The sequence below is a fragment of the Flavobacterium sp. ENC genome, from assembly GCF_020991415.1.
Lineage (GTDB): Bacteria > Bacteroidota > Bacteroidia > Flavobacteriales > Flavobacteriaceae > Flavobacterium.
This window is the reverse complement of sequence record NZ_JAJMOY010000002.1, coordinates 160,334-177,326: the sequence shown is the minus strand read 5'-3', so window position 1 is coordinate 177,326 and position 16,993 is coordinate 160,334. Positions and strand designations below refer to the sequence as shown.

General features: G+C 37.9%; 14 protein-coding genes. 3 read left to right on the top strand and 11 right to left on the bottom strand.

Features of this window, described 5'->3' with window-relative positions; translation table 11 throughout:
• Positions 1–287: 287 nt before the first annotated feature.
• Together LPB89_RS05605 and LPB89_RS05600 are read right to left on the bottom strand one after the other, a co-directional pair.
• Complete coding sequence (locus tag LPB89_RS05605; RefSeq protein WP_230700784.1) at positions 288–2,549, bottom strand: acyl-CoA dehydrogenase; 2,262 nt, start codon at positions 2,547–2,549, stop codon at positions 288–290.
• Positions 2,550–2,680: 131 nt separating this feature from the next.
• Positions 2,681–3,595 carry an EamA family transporter gene (locus LPB89_RS05600; RefSeq protein WP_230700782.1) on the bottom strand — a complete coding sequence of 305 codons (915 nt, stop codon included), beginning with the start codon at positions 3,593–3,595 and terminating at the stop codon, positions 2,681–2,683.
• Between the two features lie 102 nt (positions 3,596–3,697).
• On the opposite strand from LPB89_RS05600, the gene LPB89_RS05595 reads away from it, so the two are divergent.
• Complete coding sequence (locus LPB89_RS05595; RefSeq protein ID WP_230700781.1) at positions 3,698–5,119, top strand: PLP-dependent aminotransferase family protein; 1,422 nt, start codon at positions 3,698–3,700, stop codon at positions 5,117–5,119.
• A gap of 234 nt (positions 5,120–5,353) precedes the next feature.
• Here the strand turns inward: LPB89_RS05595 and LPB89_RS05590 are convergent, their stop codons facing one another.
• The 4 genes from LPB89_RS05590 to LPB89_RS05575 all read right to left on the bottom strand — a co-directional run bounded on the left by LPB89_RS05590 (position 5,354) and on the right by LPB89_RS05575 (position 9,226).
• Positions 5,354–6,301: a bestrophin family protein gene (locus LPB89_RS05590; RefSeq protein WP_127337446.1), complete on the bottom strand. Its 948-nt coding sequence runs from the start codon at positions 6,299–6,301 to the stop codon at positions 5,354–5,356.
• A gap of 47 nt (positions 6,302–6,348) precedes the next feature.
• The gene (locus tag LPB89_RS05585) at positions 6,349–7,068 is read right to left on the bottom strand and encodes a hypothetical protein (protein ID WP_230700779.1); all 720 of its coding nucleotides are present in this window, start codon (positions 7,066–7,068) and stop codon (positions 6,349–6,351) included.
• A 77-nt stretch (positions 7,069–7,145) separates the two neighbouring features.
• Entirely contained in the window at positions 7,146–8,549 is a 1,404-nt protein-coding gene (locus LPB89_RS05580; protein WP_230700777.1) for a HAMP domain-containing sensor histidine kinase, read from the bottom strand.
• 2 nt (positions 8,550–8,551) lie between these two features.
• Positions 8,552–9,226, bottom strand: coding sequence for a response regulator transcription factor (locus LPB89_RS05575; RefSeq protein ID WP_230700776.1), 675 nt, complete (start codon positions 9,224–9,226; stop codon positions 8,552–8,554).
• Positions 9,227–9,454: 228 nt separating this feature from the next.
• Between LPB89_RS05575 and LPB89_RS05570 the strand changes: the two genes are divergently transcribed.
• On the top strand, positions 9,455–10,033 hold the full coding sequence (locus LPB89_RS05570; RefSeq protein WP_230700773.1) for a pentapeptide repeat-containing protein: 579 nt from the start codon (positions 9,455–9,457) through the stop codon (positions 10,031–10,033).
• 228 nt (positions 10,034–10,261) lie between these two features.
• Here LPB89_RS05570 and LPB89_RS05565 read toward each other — a convergent pair whose 3' ends face one another.
• From LPB89_RS05565 to glyA, 4 genes are all read right to left on the bottom strand, one after another.
• Positions 10,262–10,759: a GNAT family N-acetyltransferase gene (locus LPB89_RS05565; RefSeq protein WP_230700771.1), complete on the bottom strand. Its 498-nt coding sequence runs from the start codon at positions 10,757–10,759 to the stop codon at positions 10,262–10,264.
• Between the two features lie 20 nt (positions 10,760–10,779).
• Positions 10,780–11,820 (bottom strand): GMP reductase, encoded by a 1,041-nt coding sequence (locus tag LPB89_RS05560; protein ID WP_230700769.1) that lies wholly within the window; start codon positions 11,818–11,820, stop codon positions 10,780–10,782.
• Between the two features lie 346 nt (positions 11,821–12,166).
• Positions 12,167–12,760, bottom strand: coding sequence for a tRNA-(ms[2]io[6]A)-hydroxylase (locus LPB89_RS05555; protein WP_007810758.1), 594 nt, complete (start codon positions 12,758–12,760; stop codon positions 12,167–12,169).
• A gap of 141 nt (positions 12,761–12,901) precedes the next feature.
• Positions 12,902–14,176 (bottom strand): serine hydroxymethyltransferase, encoded by a 1,275-nt coding sequence (gene glyA / locus LPB89_RS05550; protein WP_127337453.1) that lies wholly within the window; start codon positions 14,174–14,176, stop codon positions 12,902–12,904.
• Positions 14,177–14,284: 108 nt separating this feature from the next.
• On the opposite strand from glyA, the gene fahA reads away from it, so the two are divergent.
• Positions 14,285–15,568, top strand: coding sequence for a fumarylacetoacetase (gene fahA / locus LPB89_RS05545; protein ID WP_230700767.1), 1,284 nt, complete (start codon positions 14,285–14,287; stop codon positions 15,566–15,568).
• 320 nt (positions 15,569–15,888) lie between these two features.
• Here fahA and LPB89_RS05540 read toward each other — a convergent pair whose 3' ends face one another.
• Positions 15,889–16,929 (bottom strand): agmatine/peptidylarginine deiminase, encoded by a 1,041-nt coding sequence (locus LPB89_RS05540; RefSeq protein ID WP_230700765.1) that lies wholly within the window; start codon positions 16,927–16,929, stop codon positions 15,889–15,891.
• Positions 16,930–16,993 lie beyond the last annotated feature (64 nt).

Below are 16,993 nucleotides of genomic sequence, written 5' to 3'. Positions count from 1 at the left end.
TCATTTCGACGAAGGAGACTCGAGAGGCAGTGAACAAACGAAGTAAATCACACTCGTAATTCGACAAAGATTGGCAACTTTCTTTGCGTAGTTTCTAGTGTAATTTCTCCTTCGTCGAAATGACAAACTTTGGAGTAAAAAAAAAGCTCTGTCAAAGTTTAAAACTTCAACAAAGCTCTTAAAAAAATCTATCTTCTTTACTCTTAACTTCTAACTCATAACTCTTAACTCATAACTCTTAACTCATAACTCTTAACTCATAACTCTTAACTCATAACTCCATATCCCTAATCAACAGCAATAGGCGCTGCCAGACAACTTTCCGGAATATCAAAAGCATTCACCAATGATACGGCATCCGGACGAATATCCCAACAAAGCTGATTGACCATTTTACGGATGGCTTTGGTTTTCACGGCTTCCATGTAACCGTCTTCGAGATACCAGCCTTTGTTTTTTTCTATTTGAGAAAGCGCATATAATTGATATAATTTGGTCAGTATTACTTTTGAATTTTCATCTTCAACAGTTTTTATTGCTGCCTGGAATTGCTCTAACACAATTCTTTCTAAATAAGCCTGAGCGACATCAATCATCTGATGTTGTACCACATTAAAAGCATCATAAGGCTCTAAACCGCCATCGACCAGTTTTTTGATACGTCGTGCTGCCGATGCTAAAATTGTTTTTTCCCTATGAATAAATGCCTGCAAATGAAATTCGGAATCAAGCAGATGTTCGTCATCAGTTTTGCGTGTAGCTATTGGGTTTTTCTCAGCGATAGCCGTTTTTGCATTTTCATACACATAATTGATGATTCCCAAAGAACCCATTTCACCAAAGGCTTTTCTAAATTCAGATAAGCGGTTTTTAGCTACCAATTGCATCAACACGGTATTGTCTCCTTCAAAAGTGGTATAGATTTCCGTATCGTTTTTTAAAGCATCAATCCGGTTTTCAGACAAATATCCTTTTCCTCCGATAGCTTCGCGGCATTCCTGCAAAATATCCCTCGTACTCCAGGTCGAATAGGATTTCATTCCGGCCGCCAGAGCTTCGATTTCCTGCATTTCCGATTCGGTTCTGTTCAGAAAACGGTTTGTCAGGTATTGTAAGGCAAAATGTACCGCGTAGGTTTTCGCTAAGTGCGGCAATAATCGGCGCTGGTGCATGCGGTAATTTAAAATGGGTACTTCAGAACCGCCTTCGGGACCAAATTGTCTGCGCTGATCGCTGTAGCGAATAGCAATTGTAAGTCCTGATTTAGCTGCTGCCAGAGCCGACCGCGGAATTCCGATTCTGCCTCCTACCAAGGTTCCCAACATGGTAAAGAAACGTCTGTTGTCGCTCGGAATCGGGCTTTCAAATTCGCCTTTATCGTTTACGGAAGCAAAACGGTCCAGCATGTTCTCTTTTGGAATCTCCACCTGATCGAAACTAATGGTTCCGTTATCTACACCGTTTAATCCCATTTTGTGGCCGCAATCGCCAATGGTAATTCCTGGTAACGTATTGCCATTTGTATCGCGCAAAGGGACTACAAAAGCATTTACACCGTAATCATGACCGTCAATAATCAGTTTGGCGAAAACAGTGGCCATTTGTCCGTGAACGGCTGCGTTACCAATGTATTCTTTTTGCGCATTTTTATTGGGCGTATGAATCGTAAAAGTCTGATTGCTGTGATTATAAGTTGCCGTAGTTTCAAGCCCTTTTACATTGGACCCGTGATGTGTTTCGGTCATGGCAAAACAGCCCGGAAGCTTCAATGAACCAATATCTTTTAAATATTTGGCGTAATGTTTCTCTGTTCCTAATGACTGAACGCTCATTCCCCAAAGTCCAAACTGAACTCCAAATTTGATTACCAGACTGAGATCGTGGTAACTCAGGGTTTCCATAATAGCAAAATAATCGGCTATGTTTTCTCCTCCTCCATATTGTTTTGGGTACGCCATATTTCCGAGATTTTCAGCAGCGAGAATTTTACACCAGTTGTATACTGTTTCGCGATACACTTTGATGTCTGTTGAAGTTTCGTAAGCGAACTCCGGTCTTGAAATAACCGATTTTACCTTTTTGATAATTGCGGCTTCTTTACCGTCTAAAAGTTCGGTGATTTTCTGAATGTCAAAAGTACTGTTGGCCTGGGAACTGGCCGTAAAGGATTCCGCTTTTGCTTTGAAATTCTGAATGACCTCCTCGCCTAAAACACCCAGATCATTTTCGAGTTTTGTAAAATCAGATTTTAATGTCGAAATATCCAGATGGGTATCGGAAAGTGCCACTGCGATATCAAAAACAGATTTTATGGAAGATTTATCTTTAATGCTTTTCTCTATATCCCCTTTCCATTCGGCGAGTTCGTTTCGGGAAGGCGGATTCGAAATATCAACTTTGGAAACCAAATATTGCTGTTCTTCCGCTGAAAGAAAAGTAAGCGATGTAATAAATTCCTGTAAAGTCGCAAACTCTTTCTGTGTCAGAAGATCATCGGACCATACCAGATAAAACAAAGGAATAAAGGCTTGTAGTTTCGTATTTTTCATAAAATAATATTGAGCTATTTGGAAATTAAATTGCAACTGCCTTTTCGTAAAAACAAAAAAAACAGCAATGAAAAATAATCATTCCTGTTTTAATATGCTGTTAAGATTCTGGTAATTTTATCGCTTCGGACTTATGTGTTTTTAGTCGCGGGCAAATATTTTTCCCTCAGGGCAAAAAGATGATGCGAATTAAACACCAGAACGGCAATGAAAATAATGCTGTATGCCACAATCTGTAACGTCCCGATTTGTTCGTTAAAAACAAAGGCCGCCAGCGCAAAAGCAATCATCGGATTGATATTTAAAAGCATTCCGACCGTTGAAGAATTAAGTCCTGAAAGAGCGTATAAATTCAGAAACAAAGGGAAGATCGTAAAAAGTACGGCAATGGTTTCTATACAAAAATAAAACTTAAATTCTGTTGGTACCGGTCCGCTGTAAACCGGATAAAAAGGCAACAAAACCAGTCCTGCCAACGTAATGTGAAACGTGAGTATAATAAATTTATCAAACCCTTTATTTACACGCTGGCTTACCAAATAGGCGGCATACGTCAATCCAATGACAATACTGAAAACCATATCCATAATATTGGTGTAGGATAAAAGCAAGCAGCCTGAAACGCTTAGACCGACTGAAACCCACTGTGTTTTTGACAGCTTTTCGTGCAAAAGAAAATACGCAAGCAAAGTGGTTAAGATCGGACATACCAAATAGGCCAGGGAGGTTGCTTTAACGCTCACATGATTCATGACATAAATAAACGTAAACCAATTGGCCATTAAAAAGAAGCTGCCTCCAAAATTTAACAACAGGGTTTTTCTTTTTTCTGCTTTTGATAAGTTTTTAAAAATCTCAACTGTTTCCCTGATACTTTTTCTCTTAAAGGTAAAAGCAATCACTAACATCAGAATAGCACAGCTAAAAACGCGGTTGAACAAAATATCTAAAGAAGGGTATTCATGGATCGGTTTTAGCACGAGGCTAAAAAATCCCCAAATGGTGTAAGCAGTAATCGCAGCTAAATAATATTTTGTTGTTTTCACGGGGTTTGTTTTTGGTTAATTTTTCTGATGAAGCAAATTTCATAAAAATAATACAGCAATACAGATACAGTTTTTGTAAATTGCACCATAACAGTTTCTTTTATGAAAAATTCAAATTACTTATATCTTCAGTTTGCGGACCGAATTGAAAAGCAGATCAAATCGGGTGTCCTGAATGTTGGAGACAAACTGCCTTCTATTCGGGAAGTCTGTTCGGAAACGGGTTACAGCATGAGCACGGTGAGTAAGGCTTATTACGAAGTCGAAAGCCGTTCCCTGATTGAGTCCAGACCGCAATCCGGGTATTATGTAAGTAATACTTCTGCAAGAGTAATTGCGGAACCGAGTTCAAGCAGTCCGGTTTCAAAATGCCTGAATATTGACCGCGAGGATTTAATCGATCAGGTTTACGGCAACATGACCGATAAAAATATCACGATGCTTTCTTTGGGATTTCCTTCGAATGAACTTCTTCCTATTGCGAAATTAAACAAAGGAATGATTCAGGCGATGCGTTCCCTGCCCAATAGCGGAACCAGTTATGAAGAAGTACAGGGCAATCCGAATCTGAGACGCGAAATCGCCAGATGGTCTTTTACCTGGGGCGGATCGCTTACCGAAGAGGATATTATTACAACGCCGGGCTGTACCAGTGCTATTTCGCACTGCCTCATGACGCTGACTAAACCGGGAGATACCATCATTATCGAAAGTCCTGCTTATTTCGGCCTGCTGCAATTGTCAAAATCATTGGGCTTGTATATCATGGAACTGCCGACCAATATGACCACAGGAATAGAACTGGATGCCGTAAAAAAAGCCATTGCTGCCAAAAAAGTAAAGGCCTGTGTGCTTATGAGCAATTTCAGCAATCCTTCCGGAAGCATGATGCCTGTGGAGCACAAAAAAGAGATTGTACGATTGATGGAATTTTATAATGTTCCTCTAATTGAAGACGATATTCACGGTGATTTGTATTTTGGTTCCAGCCGCCCGACCAATTGCAAAACGTATGACGAAAGCGGTATTGTGCTTTGCTGCAGTTCGGTATCTAAAACACTGGCTCCGGGCTATCGCGTGGGATGGGTCTCGCCGGGGAAATTTAAAAAGGAAATCCTGAGAAATAAAATTTACCATACACTGTCCTCTCCGACCATCACACATGAGGTTGTAGGCGATTTTCTTAAAAACGGGCGCTATGAGAACCATCTTCGAAAAATTCGTCAGATTCTGAATCATAACTGCAATAATTATATCAATACAGTTCTGGAATCTTTTCCCGCCGGAACTAAAGTGAGTCAGCCGCAGGGCGGATTTTTTCTTTGGATAGAACTGGATAAAAAAATAGATACCGCCGATTTTTACCATCTCGCGATGAAGCATCATATTAGTATTGCCCCGGGAAGGATTTTTTCTTTTCAGGATCAGTTCTCGAATTGCATGCGGCTGAGTTTTGGTTTGCCGTGGACCAATGAATTACGACAATCAATTCAGACTTTAGGCAGGTTGCTTCATTCGTATTAAAAAAGGCTGCCACGAATTGCACGAATTTTCACAAATCAGTACGATGAAATAATTCGTGAAAATTTGTGCAATTCGTGACAAACAAATTCATAAAATTAATCTACTCTATAGGTTTTGAATATAATGTCACCCCTACAAGGTTAAAAAAACCTTGCAGGAATTATAGCAAATAAAAAACCAGACAACACAAATACATGCATTGTCTGGCCAACAATTAAAATTGACTAACATTAATTATAAAACATAGTAGGTATTCTTGTCTACTTTTGCCGGTTCTGCACTAAGATTAAATTCTTTGATGATATCAAATTCGCTTTGATATTCGTTTAGCATCTGCATGATGTTTTTTTCAATCGTGTTCGAAATAGCCGTTACCGGTGTATCTGTAGGCCTGTTTTCGAAAGGATCCTGCAAGTGAATCGCCATCCTCTCGATTAAAAAGAAAGCTCCGGCAATAGCGGTAATCAATGGAATAGCAAACCAGCTCAATACACTGATTAATCCGAAAGGCAATAGCAAAATAAACAAACACAAGGTCAATCTGATGTACATACTGTAGGTTGTTGGAAAAATAGTGTTTTTAATACGCTCACATTTCCCCATGGCATCACATAATCTCGACAAAGTATTATCAATTTCTACCTGCTGGTACATGTTGATGTGTTTCGTATTTTTAGCATTTCGAAGATCTTTGGCGTGAAGCATTAAAATGGCATTCGGTATGTTTTGATGATTTTTTACAAAACGCAATTCTTCTTCACTGATTAATCCTTCAATCGGTGTGATGGCATCTCTGTTTCGTAATGCCTGACCTAAACTATAACACCAGGCAATTTGTCTTTTCGCGAAATTTTCTTTGAACTCGCTTGCTTCCACAGAAAAATCAGGATCTTTATAAAAAGTCAGTACCTGACGGATCAACGTTCTGGAATCGTTTACAATAGCACCCCAGACAATACGGGCTTCCCACCATCTGTCATAGGCCTGATTGGACTTAAACGCTAATAACAAGGATATAATAGTACCAATCATTGTTGGTATTGCAATTGGAATATCTACGGGAAGGTTTATAAAATAATTGTGGAAAATTTCAAACAAAATTGTGTAAGCCAGCACCAGGCCTAATTCTACTTTAATTTTTCCGAGAACGTACTTCATTGGAATTCTTTTCTTTAATAACATATTTTCGGTTTTAAATTAAACTTATTTTCTTTTTAGGAAATGGGTTATCAGACCATTTCATACAATGACAACACCGGAAGTCCAAGCTTATCGTTGACAGTTTCTTTTTTGGATTTTTTAAATTTGATTTTTTCGCCTTTGCGTGTTTCCACCAGCAAATCAATGTCGTACTTTGATATTGCTTCTGATAAATAAGGGGCAAATTGTTCGTAGTTATCGTCAAAATTAGCAGTCTGGCTTACGATTTCATAAGAGAAATTCTGGCTCAGAAACTGCTGAACATCTTTAACATGCATATTCGCATTACTGTTTTCGATATAAAGCGCTTTATTGAAATCGTCCCTGAACGCTTCTGTTCCTAAATGTAAAATTGGGCATCTCTGATTTCCGGCTAATTTTACCAAGTACTGATGAATGCGTTTCGTTTCCTGTTTATAAGAAGGAGTCAGAATGACCAGTTTTACATCAAAAGCGTCAATGATTCCTTTGAAAACCGGTGATGAAAGTCCATATTGGTTGTGTACTTTTATTTTGCAGTTGGCCGTATGTTCGATAATGTAGCGACAGGTTTCCAGGACTTCTTCCTGGCTTGCAGTCAGGCCAACTCTCATTTCACGCAAAAACTGCGAGGATGAAAAAGAATCAGGAGCTTCTGAAGTCATCATTAAGACGATTTCACAATTGGTGTTTTTTGCCTGAGTCACCGCTGATTTAACAGCACTGATTGTATCTTCTTTTAAAGTAGTGGGTATAAGGAAATTTTTCATAAGTATACTTCTTTAGTTTATACCTACAAAATAACTCCCCGCAAGTTAGAAGGGTCTTAATTTAAAATTAGAATTTCCTAAGATTCAACATTAGATTTTTTAATGTTGGCTTTTCTGGTGTTGTCTTTCTTAAAAATAATGGTCACAATAGTCCCTTTGTTTTGTTCCGACTGTACCTGTATTTCTCCGTCGTGCATGCGGATAATCTTAGAAGCCAAGGGAAGTCCCAAACCATAGCCTATGTATTTGGCAGCAATCTTCCCCCTGAAAAAAGGTTCGTACAGGTGTGGAATATCTTCCGGCGGAATTCCGATTCCGATATCATTGATTGCGATTTTAATCCATTCGTTAGTAGCGGAAAGCGATACAAAAACCTCATTATTATCGGAGTATTTTACGCCATTGGTAATAATATTATTGATTGCCAGTTCCAAAAGAGGCTTGTTACACGGAATCAATAATAAATTAGAATCTTTTGGTGCAAAATTAAGTTTAATACTCACGCGGTTATCCGGATAAATTTTATCCAAATCTGACTTTACATCCATCAATAATTCGTCAATTCGGGCAATATCGAGCACCTGTTTTTTTCCGTCATAACCGGTTTGTGTCAGTTTGAGCAGACTTTCGGTCAGGTTTCCTAATCGAGATGCCTGACTGTAAATGTTTTCCAGAGACTGGATGTATTCCGGTACTTCCCTTTCTTTCAGCAGCATAATCTCGGACTCTGCAATAATAGTCGTAATAGGCGTTTTTAACTCATGGGAAGCGTTATTGATAAAGTTCGCCTGTATTTCAAACGAAGTTTCCAGACGGTCCAGCATATCGTTAAACGTTTCCGTAAGATCGGAGATTTCATCTGAATTTTTGACTTCAGGAAGCCTGTTGTGAAGATTGGAAGCACTAATCCTGTTGACTTCCTTTGTAATTCTTGCCACCGGATTGATGACACGTTTTGCCAGAAAACGCCCTAAAAAGAACGCCAAAAAGACAAAGGCAATCCCGCCAAAAAGCATGATTTTTACAATATAAATGGTTGTTGTGGTCCCCTTTCTGTCCCGTGCACCGACAATGACGATATATTTTTGATGGTTTTCGGTAAAGACCTGCCCCAGGTAATACTTATTATCAATTTCAAAAAAATCCCTTCCCGTTTTTAACACATTGGTATAAAAATTATTCGGCAGATTAAGGTTGGTATTGTAATCAAAACTGTTGGCACTGTTGATGCGAAGCACAAATTCTTCTTCCTCGATCAGTTCTTCCAGGCCATTCTTTTTAAGGTTGCTGTAATATTTGATTTTTTCGGGATCTTTCTGAAAATGAATAGACGCTACAATCTTGGCCCTGTCTTCTAATCGTTTTAAGAAATAATACCGGTTATTTTCCCGAAACAACACAAAAACGACAATACACAATAATAATGTACTAAAAGTAGAAAGCGCGACGTAAGTAACGGTAATTTTTTTTCTTATATCCATAATTAAGGCTGTATCACATAACCTAAACCTTTCATAGTGTGAATAAGCTTGGTTGCAAAAGGTTTGTCTATTTTTTTTCTTAAATAATTGATATAAACGTCCACTACATTGGTATTCATATCGAAATTTATATCCCAGACATTATCTAAAATCTGGTCTCTGGATACAATTCTCCCACTATTTTTGGCCAGATAGTAGAGTAATTTAAATTCTTTGGCGGTTAAAACAATCGATTCACCCTCTCTTTTTACGGTTTTGGCCCTTCCGTTTATTTCCAGGTCACTGATAATGATGGTATCTATCTTTTCTGTGTCCTGATTGGCTCTTCTGTTTAAGGCATTTACCCTCGCATCGAGTTCTCCAAACTTAAAGGGTTTTATTAAATAATCATCGGCTCCGGCATTGAGGCCTGTTACAATATTTTCTGAAGTCCCAAGTGCCGTTAAAAGCAAAATCGGAACAAAATTCTTACTGGCCCTCAACCTTCTGCAGATTTCAATTCCGTTGATATCCGGCAGCATTACATCTAAAATCACAACATCGAACGTATAATTATGAATCATTTCCATAGCGGTTCTGCCGTCAAGCGCAACGCTTACTTCATTATTATTTTCAGCAAATCCCTTCCGTAAAATGGATAAGAGATTTGGTTCGTCTTCGACTATTAGTAATTTCATATTAATATATGTATATATAACAAAAATAAGAATTGAGTTCAGAATACAAATCACAATAATTTATTATTATGAATTTATTATGACTAAAAGGACATTAAAATTTAAATATTAAATTATTCACGGTTAAATTCTTATAAATTCATTTACCTTTTAAAAATAATAAGACGAAATGCCTCAGATAGCAACGTAATTATTATCTTTTCACTCTCAAATAACGATTAGAAAGCATTGAAAAAACAATCCGAATATTTCCTTGATAAAGAATACGATACCATAATTTATGGCAGAGACGATGTCAATTTCAAGGATTTTGAATGCTGTATTTTCAATAATTGCAACTTTTCTGCCTGTACTTTTTTAGCCGTTACCTTTATCGACTGCATCTTTAATGACTGCATTTTCAATGAGGCCAAAATCAATTACGTTGCTTTCAGGACGGCTACTTTTAACCGTTGTGAAATTAAGGAAGTTAATTTTGCGATGTGCGACAAACTGATTTTTGAAGTTCATTTTTATGACTGCATTTTAGACTTTTCGAAGTTTTACACTTTAAAGATAAAAGGAACTACTTTTACGAATTGCAGTTTAATTGCGGTAGATTTTATGGCCACGGATCTGACAAGCGTTCTTTTTGACAATTGCGATTTATACCGTGCTGAATTTGATAAAGCGATTGCCAATAAAGCTGATTTTAAAACCAGTTTCAACTACACGATTGATCCTTCTAAAACCAAATTGAAGAAAGCGGTTTTTGCATTGAAGGAGGTAAAAGGACTGCTGTTTAAACATGATGTTGTTGTGCATTGATTAGAATGACAACCTCGTATTATTCGAATCAAATCTAAAAATGCTGTAATTTCATGACTTGGAAGGGATTATAACTTTAATTATTTAGTTTTAATATAAAATTCACGCAAAGGCGCAAAGACGCCAGGTTAAAAAAGTAAGTACAAACTTTGCGATTTTGCGGCTTAGCGAGATTATAATTTAAAGTTTTTTGCCTAAATAAAAACAATTAGGCAAGTCTTATTTAATTCACAATTGTTTCTCCATCACATAATCTTCCATCAAATAACCGTTTCCTATGTCGATGTTCACTTCATTAACAATTTCAAAACCTATTTTTTTATAAAAGCCCAAAGCAGAATTAAACCGGTTTACATTTAAAACTAATGCTGTGGAATTGTTATCTGAAGCTAATTTTCCAATTTCATCAATAACTTTTTTACCAATTCCTTTTCCTTGAGTTTCAGGTAACAGATATATTTTATGAATTTTGGTTACTGTTTCTCCATTATAATTATGTTCTATTCCGATAAAACCTAAATTAGTCTCATCTTCATAAATCATATAAAATAATTGCTCTTTTTTATTGTATTGAAGTGTTAGCGCCTCATTAGAATAAAAAAGATCTAACATATACTCTAATTGTTCTTTTGATAGAATTTTGCCATACGTAATGGGCCATGTAATATCAACTATATTTTGAATTTGCTTAATATCACTAAGGGCTGCTTCTGAAATTGTAATCATATTGTATTTAATGCTTTTTATTATTTAGTAAAAACCTGATTTTCCTGTTCGCTTACGCGGATGAAAGTTGTGCGTTTAGTAAGTTCTTTTAAACGTGAAGCACCAACATAAGTACAAGCGCTTCGCAATCCTCCTAAAATATCTAAAACTGTATTAATAACTTTTCCTTTATACGGCACCTGAACTGTTTTTCCTTCACTTGCCCTGTATTCTGCCACGCCGCCGACATGTTTGTCCATTGCGGTTGTCGAGCTCATTCCGTAGAATTGTTTGAATTTCTCACCGTTAATTTCAATTAATTCTCCTCCACTTTCGGAATGTCCGGCTAACATACCGCCCAACATTACAAAATCAGATCCGGCGCCAAAAGCTTTGGCCACATCTCCGGGCGTGCTGCAGCCGCCATCACTGATAATATGCCCGCCCAAACCGTGCGCTGCATCGGCACACTCGATAATGGCTGAAAGCTGCGGATACCCAACACCGGTTTTTACACGTGTGGTGCAGACAGAACCGGGTCCGATTCCTACTTTTACAATATCTGCTCCGGCTAATAATAGTTCCTCCACCATTTCGCCGGTCACCACATTTCCGGCAATAATCACTTTGTCCGGATATTGTTTACGGGTTTGTTTTAAAAACTGAACAAAATGCTCTGAATATCCATTGGCCACATCGATACAAATAAATTTCAACAACGGATTTGCTGTTATAACCTCACCGATTTTAGCAAAATCTTCTTTTCCTGTTCCGGTACTAATGGCAATATAATTGTAAAAATCCGGTGTTACTTTCTTCAGGAAATTATTCCATTCTTCTAATGAATAATGTTTATGAATGGCTGTAAAAAGTTTTTCTTTGGCTAAAACTTCCGCCATTTCGAAAGTCCCGACGGTATCCATATTGGCAGCCATAATCGGAATTCCCGTCCAGTTTGTAGTACTGTGCAGAAACTTAAAATTCCGTTCTAAAGAGACTTCAGACCTGCTTTTTAGCGTCGATCTTTTTGGTCGAATCATTACATCTTTAAATCCTAATTTCAGATCTGTTTCTATTCTCATGGCTTTCAGTTTTCGTTACTCTCAAATATACAATTTTAGATTGTTGATTTTAGATTTAGATTTTAGATTGCCAAAACTTTGTGATTATTTGGATGCGGATAACACGGAGGTAGTAGTCACAGTATGCAGTCGCAGTATTAAGGAATTATAGGAAGTGCATACTGAGACCGAGACTGAGACTGAGACCGAAAACTAAACTTTAAAATAGGAACGCGTTTCGACTTCGCTCAACGTGACAAACGTAAAAACTGAGACCAAGACTGAATACTGAGACTGAATACTGAGACTGAATACTGAGACTGAATACCGAGACTGAGACTGAGACCGAGACTGAAAACTAAAAAAACTACCCGTGAATCGTCTCTCCTTTTCCGTAATTGCTTATAATCGATTCTTCGTAGGCCAGCCATTCTCTCCAGCGTTTTTCAACGTCAATGCCGACTCCGTATTTTCTGGCGTAGGTAATGAAAGTGGTGTAATGACCTGCTTCGCTTTCCATCAGTTCTCTGTAAAAAACAGCTAACTCTTCGTCCTGGATATTCTCCGATAATACTTTAAAACGTTCGCAGCTTCTGGCTTCGATCATTGCGGAAAACAAGAGTCTTTCTACCAGTCCGGAAACACGGCTTCCGTCCCCGCTTTTTTTCATGTACAAGTACAATTCATTTACATAATCGTCTTTGCGCTCCCGTCCTAATTTTAGTCCTCTTTTGATGATTATATTATGAACCTGCTCAAAATGATCGATTTCTTCTTTGGCCAGAGCCAGTAAATCTTTAACCAAATCCTGATGTTCAGAGTTATTGGTAATAATCGTAATCGCGTTTGTCGCTGCTTTTTGCTCGCACCAGGCGTGATCCGTCAGGATTTCCTCAATGTTTTTTTCTACAATATTGACCCATCTTGGGTCGGTTGGCAATTGTAATCTTAGTACGCCCATAGTCTTTTGTTTCTTTTGTTTCAGGTTTCAGGTTTTCTTTGTTTCAGGTTCCTTTAGGAACGAAAAAAGTTTAAAGTTCTGTTCTACGTTTTTCTCCGCATTACAAAACTTTAAACTTGAAACCTTAAACCTGAAACTATATTAATATACGAAAATTGGTCTTTCGCTCATCATTTCATTTACTTCGTTGGCTACTTCTTCGATAAGTGCCTCGTTGGTGTGATCCGCCAATACTTTATCGATTAAGGCTACGATAGTTTCCATATCTTCTTCTACTAAACCACGAGTCGTGATTGCCGCAGTTCCAACACGGATTCCTGAAGTTACAAATGGTGATTTATCATCAAATGGAACCATGTTTTTATTTACTGTAATTTCTGCTTTTACTAATGCATTCTCTGCTTCTTTACCTGAAATATTTTTATTTCTTAAGTCAATAAGCATCATGTGGTTATCCGTTCCGCCAGAGATAATGTTGTATCCTCTTTTTACAAAAGCATCTGCCATGGCATTTGCATTTTTCTGCAATTGCATTGCATAAGTAAAGAATTCATCTTTAAGGGCTTCACCAAAAGCTACGGCTTTAGCAGCGATAATATGCATTAATGGACCACCTTGATTTCCAGGAAAAACAGCTAAGTCTAATAAAGAAGACATCATTCTTATTTCTCCTTTTGGCGTTTTCAATCCTTGTGGATTTTCGAAATCTTTCCCCATTAAGATCAAACCTCCACGAGGTCCGCGTAATGTTTTATGTGTTGTAGTAGAAACAATATGACAATGTGGAATTGGATCATTCATTAATCCTTTTGCAATAAGACCTGCAGGGTGAGAAATATCAGCAAACAAGATGGCTCCTACACTGTCAGCAATTACTCTGAAACGCTCAAAATCCATATCACGGGAATAAGCCGAAGCTCCTGCGATAATTAATTTTGGCTGCTCTTTAGTAGCAATTTCCTGAATTTTATCATAATCCAAACGACCTGTTTCAGCATCTACACCATAAAAAACCGGTTTGTATAAACGACCTGAAAAGTTTACCGGCGAACCGTGAGTTAAGTGACCACCGTGAGATAAATCGAAACCTAAAATAGTATCACCAGGGTTTAAACAAGCATGGTAAACTGCTGTATTGGCCTGAGAACCTGAGTGAGGCTGTACGTTTGCATACTCAGCACCAAATAATTCTTTGGCTCTGTCAATTGCAATTTGCTCGATAACGTCAACTACTTCGCAACCGCCGTAGTATCTTTTGCCAGGATATCCCTCAGCATATTTATTAGTTAAAACAGAACCAGCTGCTTCCATTACTTCATCACTTACAAAATTCTCAGAAGCGATAAGTTCTAGTCCGTGAATTTGTCTGTCTTGTTCCTCTAGTATAAGGTCAAAAATTTGTTCGTCGCGTTGCATTTTTTCGTTTTTCGTTAATTTCCTGCAAAAATACAAAAAAACGTTTGTCAAACTGTTAGATTATGATATATTTGACATAGAATTTTTCAACAAATAATTAACATTCACATGCCAATAACCGCCAACGATACCAAAAGAAAATCATGGTTAGAAGTACCGGAAAATAGTGATTTCCCTATTCAGAATATTCCTTTCGGTGTATTTCTTACCAAAGAAAATGTCGTTACCGTAGGGACACGAATTGGCGATTACGCTATAGATTTAGGAGCTTTACAACAATTAAATTATTTCGCAGGAATAGATCTAACAGATGATATGTTCATGCAGGACACGCTTAATGATTTTATTTCCGATGGAAAAAAAACATGGCGATTAGTCCGAAATCGTATCGCTGATATTTTCGATGCAACCAATCCACAACTTAGAGATTCAACAAAAGACCGCGATATTGTCATTTTCAAAATCGAAGATGTTGAAATGCAATTACCTGTCTTAATTGGTGATTATACTGATTTTTACTCCAGTAAAGAGCATGCTACGAACGTTGGAAAAATGTTCCGCGATCCCGAAAATGCCTTATTACCAAACTGGTTACATATTCCGGTAGGATACCACGGAAGAAGTTCTACTATCGTTCCGTCCGGAATTCCGGTACACCGCCCAATGGGACAAACTTTGCCTGCAGGTGAAAAATACCCTGTTTTCGGTCCTTCAAGATTAGTTGATTTTGAACTGGAAACTGCTTTCATTACCACTGATGTGAACATAATGGGAGAAAATATCCCTACTTACGAAGCCGAAGATTATATTTTCGGAATGGTTTTACTGAATGACTGGAGCGCGCGCGATATCCAGAAATGGGAATATGTGCCTCTTGGACCGTTCTTAGCCAAAAACTTCGCTACCTCAATTTCTCCATGGATTGTGACTATGGATGCTTTGGAACCTTTTAGAACGAAAGGCCCGAAACAAGATCCGTCACCGCTTCCTTATTTACAGACGAAAGGAAAAAAAGCTTTTGATATTCATTTAGAAGTTTCCATAAAACCTGAGGATGCAGAAGAAACTATCGTGTCTAAATCAAATTTTAAATATTTATACTGGTCGATGAGCCAGCAATTGGCGCATCACACTTCAAACGGCTGTCGCATCAATTCTGGTGATATGATGGGTTCCGGAACTATTTCAGGCCCGACTCCTGACAGTTTTGGTTCTATGTTAGAACTCACCTGGGGAGGACAAAATCCGTTGAAATTAAAAGACGGAAGTGAACGTAAGTTTATTGAAGACAATGATACGGTTATTTTCAGAGGCTTCTGCGAAAGCAACGAGGTACGTATTGGTTTTGGAGAAGTATGCAGTCAATTGCTGCCGCCTTTCATCAGACAATGAAGAGGAGCTAAAATAGCTGAATAGATTTAAAAAATATAAAACCTTGGTTAGCGCCAAGGTTTTTTTATGCCTGTAAATAAAGTTTCTTTTGTTTTGAATTACGCAAAGGCGCTAAGGCGCAAAGTTTATAATTTAAAAGCCATTAATTAATCGTGCTTTTTGTCATTTCGACGTAAGGAGAAATCGCACTCGTTAATCGACAAAGATTGACGACATTCAGTATGGACCTTCTAATGCGATTTCTCCTTACGTCGAAATGACACAAAATGAGAAAAAAACTTTGCACTTTTGCGCCTTTGCGTGATTAAATTCCCAAACAACTAAGCAGGAATCTGCTGGCTCAGGCAATGTAACGTTCCAAATCCCCAGATAAAATCAATACAGCTTATTCCGATTACTTCGCGATCCGGGAAACATTCTGATAATATATTCAAAGCCACACGATCGTTGCTGTCATTGAATGTCGGCACCAGAACACAGTTGTTCAGAATTAAGAAATTAGCATAGCTTGCCGGTAATCTCAATTCTTCAAAATCAACACGTTTAGGCATTGGCAAAGCGACAATTGTTGGCGATTTTCCGTCTTCTAATTTTGCATTCTGCAAACGTTTCAGATTATCCTGCAGCGGCTTGTAATTCGAATCATTTTTATCGGTTTCCACAATTGTTACAATGGTGTCTTCATTGACAAATCGGCATAAATCGTCGATGTGCCCGTGGGTATCATCGCCTTCTATACCATCTCCTAACCAGATAACATTGGTAACCCCTAAATATTCCTTAAAGACAGCTTCGTAATCTTCTTTGGTAAAACCAGCATTTCTAACCTGAATAGCAGGATGCATCAAACATTCTTCAGAAGTGAGTAATGTCCCTTTTCCGTTTACATCAATTGCTCCGCCTTCCACAATGACCGGTTTTGCTTTGTACATTACCTGTGTTAAGGGAACATCAATAAAATCAGCCACTTTTCCGGGAACAAATTTATCCAGCTGGTAATTTTTATATTTTGCCCAGCCATTGAAATTGAAATTCAGGGCCTCTCTTTTCGAGCCATTTTTTACGATAATCGGTCCGGAATCGCGCATCCAGCTCCTGTTGGTTTTATGTATAATGAAAGAAACGTTCGTCACATTTACACGAGCTCGTTCCAGCATTCCGGCTACTTTTTCTTTTAGTTTTTCATCGGCTACAACCAAAAAAACGGTTTCAAAAGTGGCTACTTTTTTAATAAATTCCACAAAAGCCCATTGAACGGCATCATATTTACCGGGCCAGTCATTACCATTATGTGGAAAACACAATACAATTCCTTGTTGTTTCTCCCATTCTGCCGGGAATCTTCTATTATTTGTTGACATATAGCGTTTCTAAATTTGAAAGTGTACAAAGATAATGATTCGTAAGGATTATAAAACAGCTGGA

Excerpts from the sequence above, each read along its gene's own strand:
- LPB89_RS05595 (WP_230700781.1), top strand. The coding sequence starts at position 3,698 with ATGAAAAATTCAAATTACTTATATCTTCAGTTTGCGGACCGAATTGAA.
- LPB89_RS05565 (WP_230700771.1), bottom strand. The coding sequence starts at position 10,759 with ATGATTACAATTTCAGAAGCAGCCCTTAGTGATATTAAGCAAATTCAA.
- LPB89_RS05540 (WP_230700765.1), bottom strand. The coding sequence starts at position 16,929 with ATGTCAACAAATAATAGAAGATTCCCGGCAGAATGGGAGAAACAACAA.
- LPB89_RS05585 (WP_230700779.1), bottom strand. The coding sequence starts at position 7,068 with ATGAAAAATTTCCTTATACCCACTACTTTAAAAGAAGATACAATCAGT.
- LPB89_RS05580 (WP_230700777.1), bottom strand. The coding sequence starts at position 8,549 with ATGGATATAAGAAAAAAAATTACCGTTACTTACGTCGCGCTTTCTACT.
- LPB89_RS05605 (WP_230700784.1), bottom strand. The coding sequence starts at position 2,549 with ATGAAAAATACGAAACTACAAGCCTTTATTCCTTTGTTTTATCTGGTA.
- LPB89_RS05590 (WP_127337446.1), bottom strand. The coding sequence starts at position 6,301 with ATGTTATTAAAGAAAAGAATTCCAATGAAGTACGTTCTCGGAAAAATT.
- LPB89_RS05560 (WP_230700769.1), bottom strand. The coding sequence starts at position 11,820 with ATGAGAATAGAAACAGATCTGAAATTAGGATTTAAAGATGTAATGATT.
- LPB89_RS05555 (WP_007810758.1), bottom strand. The coding sequence starts at position 12,760 with ATGGGCGTACTAAGATTACAATTGCCAACCGACCCAAGATGGGTCAAT.
- glyA (WP_127337453.1), bottom strand. The coding sequence starts at position 14,176 with ATGCAACGCGACGAACAAATTTTTGACCTTATACTAGAGGAACAAGAC.
- LPB89_RS05575 (WP_230700776.1), bottom strand. The coding sequence starts at position 9,226 with ATGAAATTACTAATAGTCGAAGACGAACCAAATCTCTTATCCATTTTA.
- fahA (WP_230700767.1), top strand. The coding sequence starts at position 14,285 with ATGCCAATAACCGCCAACGATACCAAAAGAAAATCATGGTTAGAAGTA.